Genomic DNA, 15,724 nt, shown 5'->3' with positions numbered 1-15,724 from the left:
AGCCCCCCGAACGCCCGTCAGGCGAAGAGCGCGTTCACCTGGCCGCTGTCCATGGCGCCGATCTGCGTGCTGGTGAAGCCCGCCACCTGCGTGTCGGTCAGGGCCGCGATGTCGCTCGATTCCAGCGCGGTGATCTGCGTCGTGCTCAGGATGGAGAGCTGCGTCGTCGTCAGCCCCGCCATCTGCGCGGTGGTGAGCGCCGTGATGGAGGTGCTGGTCAGCGCCGCGACCTGCGTCGTGCTGAGGGCACCGAGCTGCGCCGTGGTCAGCCCCAGGATCTGCGTCGTGGTCAGCGCCGCCAGCCCGGTCGTGCTCAGCCCCACCATCTGCGCGCTGGTCAGGGCGCTGATCTGGGTGGAGGTCAGGCCGCCGATCTGCGTGGTGGTCAGCACGGCAAGGTCGGTGGTCTCCAGCCCCTTGATCTCGGCGGAGCTGAGGGTCGCCATCTGCGTGCTGCTCAGCGCGCCGATCTGCGTCGTGGTCAGCGCCGCGAGCTGCGCGCTGCCCAGCCCGCTCACCTGGGTGGTGGCCAGGGCCGCGACCTGGGTGGTGGTCAGGGCGGCGACCTGGGTGGTGGTCAGCGCTGCCGCCTGGGTGCTGGTGAGGGCGGTGAGCTGGGTGGTGGTCAGCGCCGTGGCCTGGGTGGTGGTCAGCGCGCTCAGCTGCGTGCTCGCCAGGCCGCGGATCTGAGTGGTGGTCAGCACGGCGAGGTCCGTGGTTTCCAGCGCGACCGCCTGGGTCGATGTCAGCGCGGCCAGTTGCGCGCTGGTCAGCCCGCCGATCTGGGTCGTGGTGAAGGCGGCCAGGTCGGTCGTCTCCAGCCCCTTGATCTGCGCCACGGCGATGCCGGCGATCTGGGTCGTCGTCAGCGCCCCGATCTGGGTGGTGGAGAGCGCCCCCAGCTGCGTGGAGTTCAGCGCTGCCACCTGCCAGCTTCCGAGCGCGCTGACCTGGGTCGTGGTCAGCGCCGCGATCTGGGTGGTGGTCAGCGCCGCGCTCTGGGTGCTTTCCAGCCCGCGGATCTGGGTGGTGGTCAGCACGGCGAGGTCGGTGGTCTCCATCGCTGCCATCTGGGTCGAATTCAGTGCGGCGAGCTGGGTGGTGGTCAGCGCGCCGATCTGCGTGGTGGTCAGGGCGGCGAGGTCCGTGGTCTCCAGCCCGCGGATCGCCGCGGTGCCGATGGTGCCGACCTGCGTCGTGGTCAGCGCGCCGATCTGTGTCGTCGTCAGCGCCGCCAGCTGGGCGCTGGTCAGGCCGAGGACCTGGGTGGTGGCCAGGGCCGCCACCTGGGTGGTGGTCAGGGCGCCGACCTGGGTCGTGGTCATCAGCCCCATCTGGGTGCCGGTCAGGGCAGTGAGCTGGGTGGTGGTCAGCGCCACCGCCTGGGTCGTGGTCAGGGCCGCCAGCTGCGTGCTGGCGAGGCCGCGCATCTGGGTCGTCGTCAGCACGGCGAGGTCGGTGGTCTCGATGGCCGCGGCCTGGGTGGAGGTCAGCGCGCCGATCTGGGTGCTGGTCAGCCCGCCGAACTGCGTGGTGGTGAGCGCGGCAAGGTCGGTGGTCTCCATGCCCTTGATCTGGGCGGAGCCGATGGCGCCGATCTGCGTCGTGGTCAGGGCACCGATCTGGGTCGTGGTCAGCGCCGCCACCTGGCCGCTGGTCAGCCCCGCGACCTGGGTGGTGCCAAAGCCGCCGATCTGCGTGGTGGTGAGCGCCGCCACTTGCGTCGTCGTCAGCGCGCCGACCTGCGTGGTGGTGAGGCTGGCGAGCTGGGTGGTGGTGAGCGCGGTGGCCTGCGTCGTGGTCAGCGCACCGATCTGGGTGCTGGCCAGGCCACGCAGCTGCGTCGTGGTCAGCACGGCGAGGTCGGTGGTCTCGATGGCCGCCGCCTGGGTCGAGGTCAGCGCACCGATCTGGGTCGAGGTCAGCCCGCCGAATTGCGTCGTCGTCAGCGCGGCGAGGTCGGTGGTCTCCATGCCCTTGATCTGGGCGGAGCCGATGGCGCCGATCTGGGTGGAGGTCAGCGCGCCGAGCTGCGTCGTCGTCAGCGCGGCGAGTTGTGCGGAGCCGATGCCGGCGATCTGGCTGGTGGCGAAGGCGCCGAGCTGGGTGGTGGTCAGCGCCGCCGCCTGGGTTGTGGTGAGGGCGGCGAATTGCGTGCTGGTGAGGCCGACGAGCTGGGTGGTGGTCAGCACGGCGAGGTCGGTGGTCTCGAGCGCCTGGATCTGCGTGGTGGTGAGCGCATTGACCTGGGTGGAGATCAGCCCGGCGACCTGGGTGGTGGTGAGGGCGGCGAGGTCGGTGGTCTCCATGCCGGTGATCCAGTTGCGGCGTATGGCGCCGACCTGGGTGGAGGAGAGGGCGCCGATCTGGGTGGTGGTGAGGGCGGCGAGCTGGCCGGTGGTGATGCCGAGGATCTGGGTGGTGCCGAGGCTGGCGACCTGGGTGGTGGTGAGGGCGGCGACCTGGGTGGTGGTGAAGGCGCCGATCTGAGTGGAGGTGAAGGCGCCGAGCTGGGTGGTGGTCAGCGCCGCCGCCTGGGTGGTGGTGAGCGCGCCAAGCTGCGTGCTGGCCAGTCCGGCGACCTGGGTGGTGGTCAGCACGGCGAGGTCGGTGGTCTCGATGGCGGCGGCCTGGGTGGAGGTCAGCGCGCCGATCTGGAGGCTGCTGAGCCCGCCGAACTGGGTGGTCGTCAGCGCGGCGAGGTCGGTGGTCTCCAGCCCCTTGATCTGGGAGGAGCCGATGGCGGCGACCTGCGTCGTGGTCAGGGCGCCGATCTGGGTCGTGGTCAGGCTTGCCACCTGGCCGCTGGTCAGGCCCGCGACCTGGGTGGTGCCGAAGCCGCCGATCTGCGTGGTGGTCAGGGCCGCGACCTGCGCCGTCGTCAGCGCGCCGACCTGGGTGGTGGTGAGGCTGGCGAGCTGGGTGGTGGTGAGCGCGGTGGCCTGCGTCGTGGTCAGCGCACCGATCTGGGTGCTGGCCAGGCCGCGCAGCTGCGTCGTGGTCAGCACGGCGAGGTCGGTGGTCTCGATGGCCGCCGCCTGGGTGGAGGTCAGCGCGCCGATCTGGGTGCTGGTCAGCCCGCCGAACTGCGTCGTCGTCAGCGCGGCGAGGTCGGTCGTCTCCATGCCCTTGATCTGGGCCGAGCCGATGGCGGCGATCTGGGTCGAGGTCAGCGCGCCGAGCTGCGTCGTCGTCAGCGCCGCCAATTGGGCGCTGGTGACCGCGCCGACCTGGGTGGTGGTCAGGGAGTCAAGCTGAGTGGTGGTCAGGGCGCCGACCTGCGTCGTGCTCAGCGCCAGGATCTGGGTGGAAGCGAGGCCGCGCATCTGAGTCGTGGTCAGCACGGCGAGGTCGGTGGTCTCGATGGCCGCCGCCTGGGTCGAGGTCAACGCACCGATCTGCGTGCTGGTCAGCCCGCCGAACTGCGTCGTGGTGAGCGCGGCGAGGTCGGTGGTCTCCATGCCCTTGATCTGGGCGGAGCCGATGGCGCCGATCTGGGTCGAGGTCAGCGCGCCGATCTGCGTCGTGGTCAAGGCCGCCAGCTGGGCGCTGGTGATGCCGACCACCTGCGTGGTGCCCAGGGCATTCACCTGGGTGGTCGTCAGCGCCGCGACCTGGGTGGTGGTCAGCAGCCCCATCTGCGCGCTGGTCAGGGCGTTGAGCTGGGTCGTGGTCAGCGCCACCGCCTGGGTCGTGGTCAGCGCCGCCAGCTGCGTGCTGGCCAGCGCACGCAGCTGCGTCGTGGTCAGCACGGCGAGGTCGGTGGTCTCGATGGCCGCGGCCTGGGTGGAGGTCAGCGCGCCGATCTGGGTGCTGGTCAGCCCGCCGAATTGCGTGGTGGTGAGCGCGGCAAGGTCGGTGGTCTCCATGCCCTTGATCTGGGCGGAGCCGATGGCGCCGATCTGCGTCGTGGTCAGGACACCGATCTGGGTCGTGGTCAGCGCCGCCACCTGGCCGCTGGTCAGCCCCGCGACCTGGGTGGTGCCGAAGCCGCCGATCTGCGTGGTGGTGAGCGCCGCCACCTGCGTCGTCGTCAGCGCGCCGACCTGGGTGGTGGTGAGGCTGGCGAGCTGGGTGGTGGTGAGCGCGGTGGCCTGCGTCGTGGTGAGTGCGGCGAGCTGCGTGCTGGCCAGGCCGCGCAGCTGCGTCGTGGTCAGCACGGCGAGGTCGGTGGTCTCGATGGCCGCCGCCTGGGTCGAAGTCAGCGCACCGATCTGGGTGCTGGTCAGCCCGCCGAATTGCGTGGTCGTCAGCGCGGCGAGGTCGGTGGTCTCCATGCCCTTGATCTGGGCGGAGCCGATGGCGCCGATCTGGGTCGAGGTCAGCGCACCGAGCTGCGTCGTGGTCAGCGCGGCGAGCTGGGCGGAGCCGATGCCGGCGATCTGGCTGGTGGCGAAGGCGCCGAGCTGGGTGGTGGTCAGCGCCGCCGCCTGGGTGGTGGTGAGGGCGGCGAATTGCGTGCTGGTGAGGCCGACGAGCTGGGTTGTGGTCAGCACGGCGAGGTCGGTGGTCTCGAGCGCCTGGATCTGCGTGGTGGTGAGCGCATTGACCTGGGTGGAAATCAGCCCGGCGACCTGGGTGGTGGTGAGGGCGGCGAGGTCGGTGGTCTCCATGCCGGTGATCCAGTTGCGGCGTATGGCGCCGACCTGGGTGGAGGAGAGGGCGCCGATCTGGGTGGTGGTGAGGGCGGCGAGCTGGCCGGTGGTGATGCCGAGGATCTGGGTGGTGCCGAGGCTGGCGACCTGGGTGGTGGTGAGGGCGGCGACCTGGGTGGTGGTGAAGGCGCCGATCTGAGTGGAGGTGAAGGCGCCGAGCTGGGTGGTGGTCAGCGCCGCCGCCTGGGTGGTGGTGAGCGCGCCAAGCTGCGTGCTGGCGAGGCCGGCGACCTGGGTTGTGGTCAGCACGGCGAGGTCGGTGGTCTCGATGGCGGCGGCCTGGGTGGAGGTCAGCGCGCCGATCTGCAGGCTGCTGAGCCCGCCGAATTGCGTGGTCGTCAGCGCGGCGAGATCGGTGGTCTCCATGCCCTTGATCTGGGAGGAGCCGATGGCGGCGACCTGGGTCGTGGTCAGGGCGCCGATCTGGGTCGTGGTCAGGCTCGCCACCTGGCCGCTGGTCAGCCCCGCGACCTGGGTGGTGCCGAAGCCGCCGATCTGCGTGGTGGTCAGCGCCGCCAGCTGGGTCGTGGTCAGGCTCGCCACCTGCGTGCTGGTCAGGGCGCCGAGCTGCGTCGAGCTCAAGGCGCCACCCTGGGTGGTGGTCAGCGCGGCCAGCTGGGTGCTGGCCAGGCCGCGCATCTGCGTCGTGGTCAGCACGGCGATGTCGGTGGTCTCGATCGCCACCGCCTGCGTCGAGGTCAGCGCACCGATCTGGGTGCTGGTCAGCCCGCCGAATTGCGTCGTGGTCAGCGCGGCGAGGTCGGTCGTCTCCAGGCCGCGGATCTGCGTGGTGGTCAGGGCGCCGATCTGCGAACTGGCCAGCGCGCCCATCTGCGTGGTGGTCAGCGCCGCCACCTGCGTGCTCGTCAGCATCGCCACCTGGGTCGTCGCCAGCGCGGCGAGCTGCGTGGTGGTCAGCGCACCGACCTGCGTCGTGCTCAGCGCGGCCAGCTGCGTGCTGACCAGGCCGCGAAGCTGGGTGGTGGTCAGTGCCGCGAGGTCGGTGGTCTCGATCGCCGCCGCCTGCGTCGCGGCCAGGGCGCCAAGCTGCGCGCTGGTCAGCCCGCCGAACTGGGTGGTGGTGAGCGCGGCGAGGTCGGCGGTCTCCATCCCCTTGATCTGGGCAGAGCCGATGGCGCCGATCTGGGTGGTGGTGAGTGCCGCCACCTGCGTCGTGGTCAGCGCGCCGATCTGCGCGCTGGTCAGCCCCGCCACCTGCGTGGTGCCCAGGGCACCTACCTGGGTGGTGGTCAGCGCGGCGAGCTGCGTCGTCGTCAGCCCGGCCGTCTGCGTCGCGGTGAAGGCACCCAGCTGCGTCGTCGTCAGCGCGACCGCCTGGGTGGTGCTCAGCGCGCCCAGCTGCGTGCTGGCGAGACCGCGGATCTGCGTGGTGGTCAGCACCGCCAGATCCGTCGTCTCGAGGGCGGCCGCCTGGGTGCTGGTCAGCGAGGTGATCTGGGAGGTGGTGAGCCCCGCGACCTGCGTCGTCGTCAGCGCCGCGATGTCGCTGCTCTCGAGCCCCTTGATCTGGCTGCTGCGGATGGCGCCGACCTGCGTGCTGGTCAGGGCGCCCACCTGCGTCGTCGTCAGCGCGGCCAGCTGCGCGCTGCCCAGGCCCGAGACCTGGGTGGTGCCGAAGCCGCCAAGCTGCGTGGTGGTGAGCGCCGCCACCTGCGTCGTGGTCAGCGCGCCGGCCTGTGTGCTGCTCAGCCCGCCCATCTGCGTGCTGGTCAGCGCCCCCAGCTGCGTGGTGCTCAGCGCGCCGAGCTGCGTGCTGGCCAGGCCGCGGATCTGCGCGGTGGACAGCACGGCGAGGTCGGTGGTCTCCAGTGCCGCCGCCTGGGTGCTGTGCAGCGCGCCCAGCTGCACGGAGGTCAGCGCGCCCATCTGCGTCGTGGTCAGCGCGACGACCTGGGTGGTCGCCATCGTGCGGAGCTCGGTCGTGGTCAGTGCCGCGATCGTGGTCGTGGTCAGCTGCGCGACCTGGGTCGTCGTCAATCCGGCGAACACCGTCATCGCTCTACTCCCGGCTGGCACGACAAGGCGCAGCAGGGACCAGCAATCCCTCGGCAGAGCTGCGCGGCAGCGCGGGGCGGACATCTTGTCATCCCGGGCCGGGGGGCAGCTTAGGGAGGGAGTCTTTCCAGGCGGTGAACGAGCCGCGCCGCGTCGTTGGTAATCATCCCTTCACGGATGCGCCGCCATCTTGCGCCCGTTGCAGCGCGCCAGGATGGAAGCATGCAGGACAACAGCCCGCCTCTGAGTGTCGCCGAGCTGTTCGGCGCCGCGCATCGGCTCAGCGCCGCAGGCCAGGCGCCGGGCGCCGCGGCGCTCTACCGCGACTGGCTGGCGCAGCACCCCGCCGATCCGCTGGCCCATGCGGTGCTGTTCAACTACGGCGTGGTGCTGAGCGGGCTCGATGACCTTGCCGGCGCCGCCCATGCCTTCGCCGAGGCGATCCGCCGCAACGCCACCTTCCTGCCGCCCTTCATCAATCTCGGCGTCGTCTATGAACGGCTCGGCGCGCTGGCGCCCGCGCTCAGCCATTGGGCGCAGGTCACGGGGCATCTGGCGCAGGTCTCGGGCGAGAGCCTCGGCTACAAGATCACCGCGCTGAAGCACATCGCCCGCGTGCTGGAATCCAACCGCCTGCATGCGGAGGCCGAGGCGCAACTACGGCAGGTGATCGAGCTCGCGCCCCAGACGCGCGACGTGGTGCAGCACTGGGTCAGCCTGCGCCAGCGGCAATGCTGCTGGCCGCTGCTGGAGCCGGTGGGCGGGCTGGATGAGGCCGCGCTGCTGCGCGCCATGGCGCCGCTCAGCCTGGCCTGCCACCGCGACGACCCGATGCTCGCTTTGGCGCATGCCGCCGCCTACGGCAGGGCCGAGTTCGGCATGCCCGATACCTTCCACACCACGGCGGATTTCGCCCCGCGCCGTGCCGCGCCGGGTGGGCGGCTGCGCATCGGCTACCTGTCCTCGGACCTGCGCTCGCACGCCATCGGCCATCTCACCGCCGACATCTTCCGCCTGCATGACCGCACGCAGGTCGAGGTCTTCGTCTACTACAACGGCATCCCGCAGGAGGATCCGGTGAAGGCGCGCATCCGCGCCAGCGCCGAGCATTGGGTGGACCTCGCGCCGCTCGATGACGACGCCGCGCTGGCGCGCATCCGCGCCGATGGCATCGATATCCTGGTGGATGTGAACGGCCATACGCGCGGCGCGCGCACGCGGCTGCTCTCGCGTCGCCCCGCCCCGATCATCGTGAACTGGCTCGGCTATGCCGGCACGATGGGCACGCCCTATCACCACTACATCCTGGCGGATGAGCACATCATCCCGCCGGGCGAGGAGATCTTCTACAGCGAGGCCGTGCGGCGCCTGCCCTGCTACCAGCCCAATGACCGGCACCGCGAGGTGGCGCCCGCGCCGCCGCGCAGCGCGCTGGGCCTGCCGGAAGACGCCGTGGTGTTCTGCAGCTTCAACGGCACGCAGAAGATCACGCCCGAGGTCTTCGCCCGCTGGATGCGCATCCTGCAGGGCGTGCCCGGCAGCGTGCTCTGGCTGCTGATGAGCAGCGACGCGGTGGATGTGCGCCTGCGCGCGCGCGCCGAGGAGGCAGGGATCGACCCCGCGCGCCTCGTCTTCGCCCCGATGGAAGGCAATGCCGCGCATGTCGCGCGCTACGCGGCCGCCGACCTCTTCCTCGACACCGCGCCCTATGGCGCGCACACCACGGCCTCCGACGCGCTGTGGATGGGCACGCCGGTGCTGACCCTGCCGGGGCGGAGCTTCGCCGCGCGCGTCTGCGCCAGCCTCGTCACCGCGGCCGGCGTGCCGGAACTCGTCTGTGCGAGCGCCGAGGATTATGTCGCGCAGGCCGTCGCGCTGGGCCGGGACCCGGCACGCCTGCGCGCCTATCGCCCCCGCCTGCTGGCGCTGCGCGAAGGCTCGATCCTCTTCGACACGGAACGCCATGTGCGCGCGCTTGAGGGATGCTATCGCGAGATGTGGGAAGACTTCGTCGCGGATCGCCTGCCGCGCCCGGACCTCACCAATCTCGACGCCTATCTCGACATCGGCATCGCCATCGCCACCGGCCGCTGCCCCGACTGGCCGAGCGGGGTCGCCGCGCGCGATGCCTTCGCGGCACTGCCGCCCGACCGGCGCCTCTGGAGCGGCCGATGAACGCGATCCTGCCCCAGGCCGCGCTCGACCAGGGTTGGCTGCTCGGCCTGCTGAACGGCCCCGCCTGGCCCGCCGCGCTGCCCCCGCCGGAGGAAGCCCGGCGGCAGCGCGCGCTGGCGCAGCTGCCGCTGGAGGGGCTGCTGCCCCCGCTCGAACGCGCCTCGCGCGAGGGGCGGCGGGCGCTTTCCATCGCTGCCTACCAGGCCTGGCTCGGCGCCAATCCGGGGCATCCGCAGGCGCTTGCGGCCTGGTTCAACCTCGGTGTGGAATTCTCCCAGGCGGGCGATCCGGCGCAGGCCGCCATCTGCTACCGCAACGCCCTGGCGCTGAAGGCTGATTTCCATGATGCGGCGATCAATCTCGGCCTGGCGCTGGAAGCATCCGGGCAGGCGGAGGCCGCGCTCGCCACCTGGCAGCAGGCGCTGCAGCCGGAGGCCAAGCGCCAGCAACTGTTCAACCATCGCGGCCGGCTCTTCGAGCAGATGGGCCGCTTCACGGAAGCCGAGCAGGCGCTGCGCCAGAGCCTGCTGAGTTCGCCCGACCAGCCCGACGTGCTGCAGCACTGGACGCATCTGCGCCAGAAGCTCTGCGCCTGGCCGATCCATGCGGATGACATCCCCGGCCTGACGCGCGACCAGGCGGTGCTGCATGCCGGCCCGCTCGGCGCGCTCGCTTTGCATGACGACATCGACCTCCAGCGCCGCATCGTCGCCACCTGGCTCGCGCGCAAGGTCCCGGCCGCGCCCCGCCACCTCGCCCCCGCGCGCGGCTACCGGCATGCGCGGCTGCGGATCGGATACCTCTCCTCGGACTTCTGCCGCCACGCGATGAGCTTCCTGATCGCCGAGGTGCTGGAACGCCACGACCGCGACCGCTTCGAGATCTTCGGCTACTGCTCCTCGCCCGAGGATGGCAGCGATGTCCGCGCGCGTGTGATCGCGGCCCTCGACCATCACGTGAAGATCGGCGCGATGGAGGATGCGGCCGCGGCGGCGCGCATCCGCGCCGATGAGATCGACATCCTGATCGACCTCAACGGGCTGACGCGCGGCGCGCGGCTCGGCGTGCTGCGCTGGAAGCCCGCGCCGGTGCAGGCGACCTATCTCGGCTATATCGGCTCCGTGCCCCTGCCGGAACTCGACTACCTGATCTGCGACGACATCGCCGTCCCGCCCGAGGCCGAAGCCCTCTACGCGCCGAGGCCCCTGAAGCTCGCGGGTCTCTACCAGGCGAATGACAGCCGCATGCCCGCCTTGCCGGCCCTGACGCGCGCCGAGGAAGGCCTGCCGGAGGATGCCTTCGTCTTCTGCTGCTTCGCCAATTTCTACAAGATCACCGAGCCGATGTTCGCCGACTGGGTCGCGATCCTGCGCGCCGTGCCGGGCAGCGTGCTCTGGCTGGCGGAGGACGGGCATGGCGGCAGCGCCAATCTGCGCGCGCGGGCCGAAACCCTGGGGCTGGCGCCGGGGCGCCTGATCTTCGGCCCGCGCGTGGCGCCGGCGCATTACCTCGCGCGGCTGCGCCTGGCCGACCTGTTCCTCGACACCACGCCCTACAATTCCGGCACGGTGGCGAGCGACGCGCTGCGCATGGGCCTGCCGCTGCTCACTCTGTCAGGCCGCGCCTTCGCCGCGCGCATGGCGACGAGCCTGCTGAGCGCCATCGGGCTCACCGACGGCATCACCACAACGCGCGGCGCGTATGTGGCGCGCGCCATCGCCCTGGCGACCGATCCCGCCCGCCACGCCGCCGCGCGGGCCGTGCTGGCGGGCGACGCCTGGATGCGCACGCTTGGCGACACGGCGGGCTTCACGCGCCGCCTGGAAGCCGCGCTGGAGCGCGTACGGCTCAGCCCGTGACCGGGGCCGGGGCGCCGCCGCGATAGGCCGTGGCCCAGAGCGCGTAGTGGCCATCGCGCATCACCCGCACGATCGGGAAGCCCGCGCCGCGCAGCGCGGCTTCCAGCGTGCGCGCCGTGAAGCCGCCGCGATGGCCCATGAAGGCATTGCCGGCCGCGAGCGAGGCCCCATGGCCATAGAGCATGTCGAGCGGCGTGATCGGCCCCATCGGTGACATATAGGCCGGCTCCGCCAGCCGATCCTCGGCAACCAAAGCCGCGATCTGCTGCAGGTCGGGCATGGTCATCAGCGCGAAGCCATCCGGCTTCAGCACGCGGCGGAACTCCGCCAGCGCCAGCGGCACTTCATGCGCAAAGAGGTGTTCGAGATTGTGCGAGGACCACACCGCATCGACGGAGCCACTCGGCACCGCCGCCATGTCGGTGATGGAGGCCACCACATCCGGCGCCACCTCCGGGTCGATGTCGAGCCGTATCTCCTGCCATTCGCCGGGCGCAAAGAAGCCGGCCGGCAACTTCTCCGGCGAGGCCGCGCCGCAGCCGACATGCAGCACGCGGCGCAGGGTGGTGAGAGTGGGGGGCAGGCTATCCATGCGTCGGCTTTTCCGGACGGGTGCGGGCGCAGTCTCGCCGGAAAGGATGAACGCATCCTGCATGGCGCGCGTTTACCGCCTGTTCAGATGAACCTTGTCTGATCCACGCGCTGCCCCCGCATCCGGAGAAAAGCTCGATGAGTCACGTGTCCGAGGTCGTGATCGCGCCCGACGATCCCCAGGTGCGCCTGCTGCGCGCCACGCTGGCCGAGGCGCTGGCCGCGCCGATCGACCGCAGCCAGGGCATCTTCACCATCGATGGCATGTCCGGCGCGCGCTACCGGCACTTCATCAACACGCTGCTGCGCCGCCTGGGCCCGGTGGGCTATCTTGAGGTCGGCAGCTGGATGGGCTCCACCCTCTGCGCCGCCATCCATGGCAACGCCGTGCGCGCCGTCGCCATCGACAATTGGAGCCAGTTCGGGGGCCCGCGCGAGGCCTTCCTCGGCAATCTCGCGCGCTTCCGCACGCCCCAGGCCGAGGTGGAGGTGATCGAGAGCGATTTCCGCGCCGTGCCCTTCGCCGACCTCGCCGCGCGGCACGCCCCCTTCGGCGTCTACCTCTTCGACGGCCCGCATGAGGAGCAGGACCAGCATGACGGGCTGGTGCAGGCGCTGCCCGCGCTGACCGAGACCTTTGTCTTCATCTGCGACGACTGGAACTGGTGGCAGGTGCGCGCGGGCACGCACCGCGCCATCGTGCAGGGCGGGCTCTCCATGCTCTACGGGGCGGAGATCCGCACCACGCTCGACAACACCCACGCCGCCATCGCCTTCAAGGAAAGCGACTGGCACAATGGCTACTTCATCGCCGTGCTGCGCCAGCCCGCGCGCGGCGCCGCCATGCCGCTGCGTGCGGCCGCCTGATCAAGGCTCGCGCAGGCTCTCCTCCAGCCCGCGCAGCAGCGGGTTGAGGAAGTAGCCCAGCACGCTGCGCTCGCCGACCTTGATCTCGGCGAGCAGCGTCATCCCGGGGATGAGCGTCACGCCCGGCGGCAGGCGCAGCCCGGCGGTGTCACGGATCTCGACCTGGCCGCGATGCACCGCGCCCGCCTGCGGCGCGGGGGCATCGGCGCCTGGCGGCTGGCCGGGGCTGTAGCTGTCGCGGCTGACGGCGCGCAGCCGGCCGGTGAGCGTGCCGAAGCGCTGGAAGGGGAAGGCGTCCACCTTCAGCACCACATCCTCCTCCAGCCGCAGCGGCCCGATATCGGCTGAACGCAGCGTGATCTCGGCGATCAGCGGCGCCTGGGCGGGCACCAGCGTGACCAGCGGCTCGGCCTCTCGCAGCACAGAGCCGGCCGAGCGCCGCGCGACCTCCAGCACCACGCCATCGACCGGGGCGAGGAGGGTGGTCAGCGCGGCGAGGCGTTCCGCCTTGGCGAGCGACTCCTCCACCCGCACCAGCTCGCCGCGCAACCGCACGGAGTCTTCCAGCAGCAGGCGCTGCCAGTCATCGGTGAAGACCTGTTGTTCCGCGCGCCGCGCGGCGAGGCTGTGGCCCAGCTCCTCGCGCCGGTTGCGCGCCTGATCGAGCTGCCGCTCGGCCTCCAGCCGGTCACGCCGCGCGGCGAGCAGGTTGAGGCGCGAGCCGATCTGCCCTTCCAAGAGCCGCGCGCGCAGGGCCTCGACCTCCCGCGCGAGGCTGGCCTGTTCGGTCAGGCTCGCCTGCTGCGCCTCGACCGCCAGGAGCCCCGTTTCCAGCGCGCGGATTTCCTCCGCATAGCCGCGCAGGCGCGTCGCGCGCAGCGTGGCGCGGCTGTGCTGCAGCACGGCCTGCAGCGCCGCGTCGGGATCCGTGCCGGCGGGCGGGGGGGCCTCGCCCAGCTCGGCCTCGACGCGGGCGAGCTGGGCGCGCAGGGCGCGGGCCTGCGCGGCCAGCGCCTGGCGATCGGCCTCGGTGAAGGTGGGGTCGAGCCGCGCGAGCACATCGCCCTGCCGTACGACCTGGCCGGGGCGCACCAGCACCTCCCGCAGCACGGCGCGTTCCATCGGTTGCAGCACGACGGGCGGCGCATCGGGCATCAGCCGCCCGCTGCCCGTCACCACCACGTCGATGCGCGCGACGCCCGCGCCGAGCAGCAGCGCGAGCACCAGCAAGGCCAGGATCCAATGCCCGCTGGCCAGCAGGCGTGGCGGGGGCTCGGCCAGCAGCGCCTCCAGATCGTCCTGGAAGGCGATGGCCTCGCGCGCCACGGGGGCGGGGGGCGCGGCGCGGGGGCGACGGCGCATGCTCATCGGAGGTGCTGCGTCTGCTGCTGCCAGAGGTGGCGATAGATCTCGCAGCGCTCGAGCAGCGTGGCGTGCGGCGCGCAATCCAGCAGGCGCCCTTGCTCCAACACCAGGATCGCGTCCGACTGCACCAGCGAGGAGAGGCGGTGGGAGACGATGACCATGGTGCGCCCGCGCGCGATCTCCGCCAGGTTCTGCTGGATGATCGCCTCGCTATCCGGGTCGAGCGCGCTGGTCGCCTCGTCGAAGATCAGCAGGTTGGGGCGTGTCAGCAGGGCGCGCGCGATGGCCAGGCGCTGGCGCTGGCCGCCGGAGAAATTGCTCGCCCCTTCCTCCACCATCGTGTCGTAGGAGAGTGGCAGGCGGTCGATGAACTCCTGCGCGCCGGCGAGGCGCGCGACCTCGATGATCTCGGGCAGCGGCGCATCGGGGCGGGCGGCGGCGATGTTCTCGCGGATCGTGCCGCGGAAGAGCAGGTTGTCCTGCAACACCACGCCGATGCCGCGGCGCAGATGGTTGAGGTCGATGTGGCGGATGTCCACGCCATCCAGGTGGATCAGGCCCGATTGCGGCGCGTGGATGGCCTGGATCAGCCGCGTGATCGTGGTCTTGCCCGAGCCCGAGCGCCCGACCACGCCGATCACCTGCCCGGGTGCTACGCTGAAGGACACGCCATCGAGCGCCGGCGTGGCGGCGCCGGGGTAGCGGAAGCTCACCTGCTCGAACTGCAGCCGCCCGGTGAGGGGCGGGCGGGCCAGGCGCGCCCCGCCGCCGCGCTCGGGGGGGGCATTCATCACCGTGCCGAGCATGCGCACGGAGAGTGCCGCCTCCTGATACTCGTTGATCAGCGCGACCATCTGCACCAAGGGCCCGGTGACGCGGCCCGAGAGCATGGTGAAGGCGACCAGCGCGCCCAGGCTCAGCGCGCCCTCGAAGACCAGCGTCGCGCCCAGCGCGAGCACGCTGATCTGCATCAGCTTCTCGAGCATGCCTGTCGCCACGCTGCCGCCCGCACCGATCCGGCCCACCGCCTCATGCTGGCGGATGGCGGCGGCGAGCTTCTGGTCCCAGGCCTTCTGCCGGGCCGGCTCCAGCACCAGGGATTTCACCGCGCGCATGTTGTGCAGCGTCTCGACCAGATGCGCCTGGCGCGCGCCCTCGGTCTCGTAGAGCCGGTTCAGCCGGGCGCGGAAGGTCGGCACCATGGCGCCGATCACCAGCGCGATGGCGAGCGAGAAGCCCAGCACCACCAGCGTGAGCACGCCACTGTAGAGGGCCAGGAACACCAGCAGGATCGGCAGCAGCGCCGCATCCAGCACCACCTGGAACAGCCGCCCGGTGAGGAAATGGCGCAGCTTCTCGGTCTGCTGCATGTGGCGCACCACCACGCCCGCGGCGTGGCTCTCGAAGAAGGCCAGCGGCAGGGAGAGCAGGTGGCGGAAGGTCCGCGCGCCGAGCCGCGCATCGATCTTGTTGCTCGCCAGCAGCATGCAGTGCTGCCGCACATAGCCGAACAGCCCGTCGAAGAGCGTGAGCAGCACGAAGACGCCCACCACCACATAGAGCGTCTGCCAGGCCTGATGGGTGATGACCTTGTCGATCAGTACCTGGAAGAGCAGCGGGATGGCGAAGCCGATGAGGTTCGCGACAAGGGCCGCGATGGCCACACCGGCAAAAAGGCGGCGGTGGCGCAGGATCTCGGGCAGGAACCAGCGCAGGCCGAAGGGCTGGTCCTCATCGCCCAGCGCATGGACGCGCTTGACCAGCACCAGCGTGCCGGACCATTCGGCGAGGAACTCCTCCCGAGGCAGTAGCCGCACGCCCTCCTGCTCGCGCGCGGGGTCGAGCACGGCGGCGATCGGCGTGCCATCGGCGCCTTCCAGCGTGTGGATCAGGATGCACCAGCTGCCGTCGCGCCGCACTGCCAGCGCCGGATAGGCTGTGCCGAGCCGCGCCGCCTTCTCCCACCCCGCATCGCGCAGCGCCTGGCCCTTCAGCCCGGCCTGGCGCAGGGCGCGCAGCACGGCGGGCACCATGTCCGCATGGCCGATCTGCGGCAGCTCGTCCGGGGCGAGCTGCAGGCCGTGATGCATCGCAACCAGGAACACGCAGCGCAGCGCCGTGAGCTCCGGTGCCAACCTCTTGTCGGCCATCGTCATGCGGCGAACCTAGCGCGGCGATGCTTGCCCGCTGGTGAAC

Annotated in this window: 7 protein-coding genes; 3 read left to right on the top strand and 4 right to left on the bottom strand. The window is 71.4% G+C overall.

Annotated features, from left to right (window positions below; genetic code table 11):
• Positions 1-17: 17 nt before the first annotated feature.
• Entirely contained in the window at positions 18-6,671 is a 6,654-nt protein-coding gene (locus tag AC2D9U_RS02515) for a hypothetical protein (RefSeq protein WP_484746131.1), read from the bottom strand.
• A gap of 222 nt (positions 6,672-6,893) precedes the next feature.
• Between AC2D9U_RS02515 and AC2D9U_RS02510 the strand changes: the two genes are divergently transcribed.
• Positions 6,894-8,846: an O-linked N-acetylglucosamine transferase, SPINDLY family protein gene (locus tag AC2D9U_RS02510; RefSeq protein WP_484746128.1), complete on the top strand. Its 1,953-nt coding sequence runs from the start codon at positions 6,894-6,896 to the stop codon at positions 8,844-8,846.
• Positions 8,843-10,705: an O-linked N-acetylglucosamine transferase, SPINDLY family protein gene (locus AC2D9U_RS02505; protein ID WP_484746125.1), complete on the top strand. Its 1,863-nt coding sequence runs from the start codon at positions 8,843-8,845 to the stop codon at positions 10,703-10,705. Before AC2D9U_RS02510 ends, AC2D9U_RS02505 begins: the two co-directional genes overlap by 4 nt.
• Here the strand turns inward: AC2D9U_RS02505 and AC2D9U_RS02500 are convergent.
• The gene (locus tag AC2D9U_RS02500) at positions 10,695-11,297 is read right to left on the bottom strand and encodes a class I SAM-dependent methyltransferase (RefSeq protein ID WP_484746122.1); all 603 of its coding nucleotides are present in this window, start codon (positions 11,295-11,297) and stop codon (positions 10,695-10,697) included. The genes AC2D9U_RS02505 and AC2D9U_RS02500 overlap by 11 nt on opposite strands.
• Before the next feature lie 137 nt (positions 11,298-11,434).
• Between AC2D9U_RS02500 and AC2D9U_RS02495 the strand changes: the two genes are divergently transcribed.
• Positions 11,435-12,163, top strand: a complete 729-nt coding sequence (locus AC2D9U_RS02495) for a class I SAM-dependent methyltransferase (RefSeq protein ID WP_484746121.1) — start codon at positions 11,435-11,437, stop codon at positions 12,161-12,163.
• Here the strand turns inward: AC2D9U_RS02495 and AC2D9U_RS02490 are convergent, their stop codons facing one another.
• Positions 12,164-13,525, bottom strand: coding sequence for an HlyD family type I secretion periplasmic adaptor subunit (locus AC2D9U_RS02490; protein WP_484746118.1), 1,362 nt, complete (start codon positions 13,523-13,525; stop codon positions 12,164-12,166). It lies immediately after the preceding gene.
• Positions 13,526-13,527: 2 nt separating this feature from the next.
• Positions 13,528-15,684, bottom strand: a complete 2,157-nt coding sequence (locus AC2D9U_RS02485) for a peptidase domain-containing ABC transporter (protein ID WP_484746115.1) — start codon at positions 15,682-15,684, stop codon at positions 13,528-13,530.
• Positions 15,685-15,724 lie beyond the last annotated feature (40 nt).

The organism is Roseomonas sp. TF40, from assembly GCF_057219975.1.
Note: the sequence above shows the minus strand (reverse complement) of the source record. Positions and strands in the feature narration are given on the sequence as shown.

Bases quoted from the DNA above. Each gene is read 5' to 3' on its own strand.
- AC2D9U_RS02515 (WP_484746131.1), bottom strand. From the start codon at position 6,671: ATGACGGTGTTCGCCGGATTGACGACGACCCAGGTCGCGCAGCTGACC.
- AC2D9U_RS02510 (WP_484746128.1), top strand. From the start codon at position 6,894: ATGCAGGACAACAGCCCGCCTCTGAGTGTCGCCGAGCTGTTCGGCGCC.
- AC2D9U_RS02505 (WP_484746125.1), top strand. From the start codon at position 8,843: ATGAACGCGATCCTGCCCCAGGCCGCGCTCGACCAGGGTTGGCTGCTC.
- AC2D9U_RS02500 (WP_484746122.1), bottom strand. From the start codon at position 11,297: ATGGATAGCCTGCCCCCCACTCTCACCACCCTGCGCCGCGTGCTGCAT.
- AC2D9U_RS02495 (WP_484746121.1), top strand. From the start codon at position 11,435: ATGAGTCACGTGTCCGAGGTCGTGATCGCGCCCGACGATCCCCAGGTG.
- AC2D9U_RS02490 (WP_484746118.1), bottom strand. From the start codon at position 13,525: ATGCGCCGTCGCCCCCGCGCCGCGCCCCCCGCCCCCGTGGCGCGCGAG.
- AC2D9U_RS02485 (WP_484746115.1), bottom strand. From the start codon at position 15,684: ATGACGATGGCCGACAAGAGGTTGGCACCGGAGCTCACGGCGCTGCGC.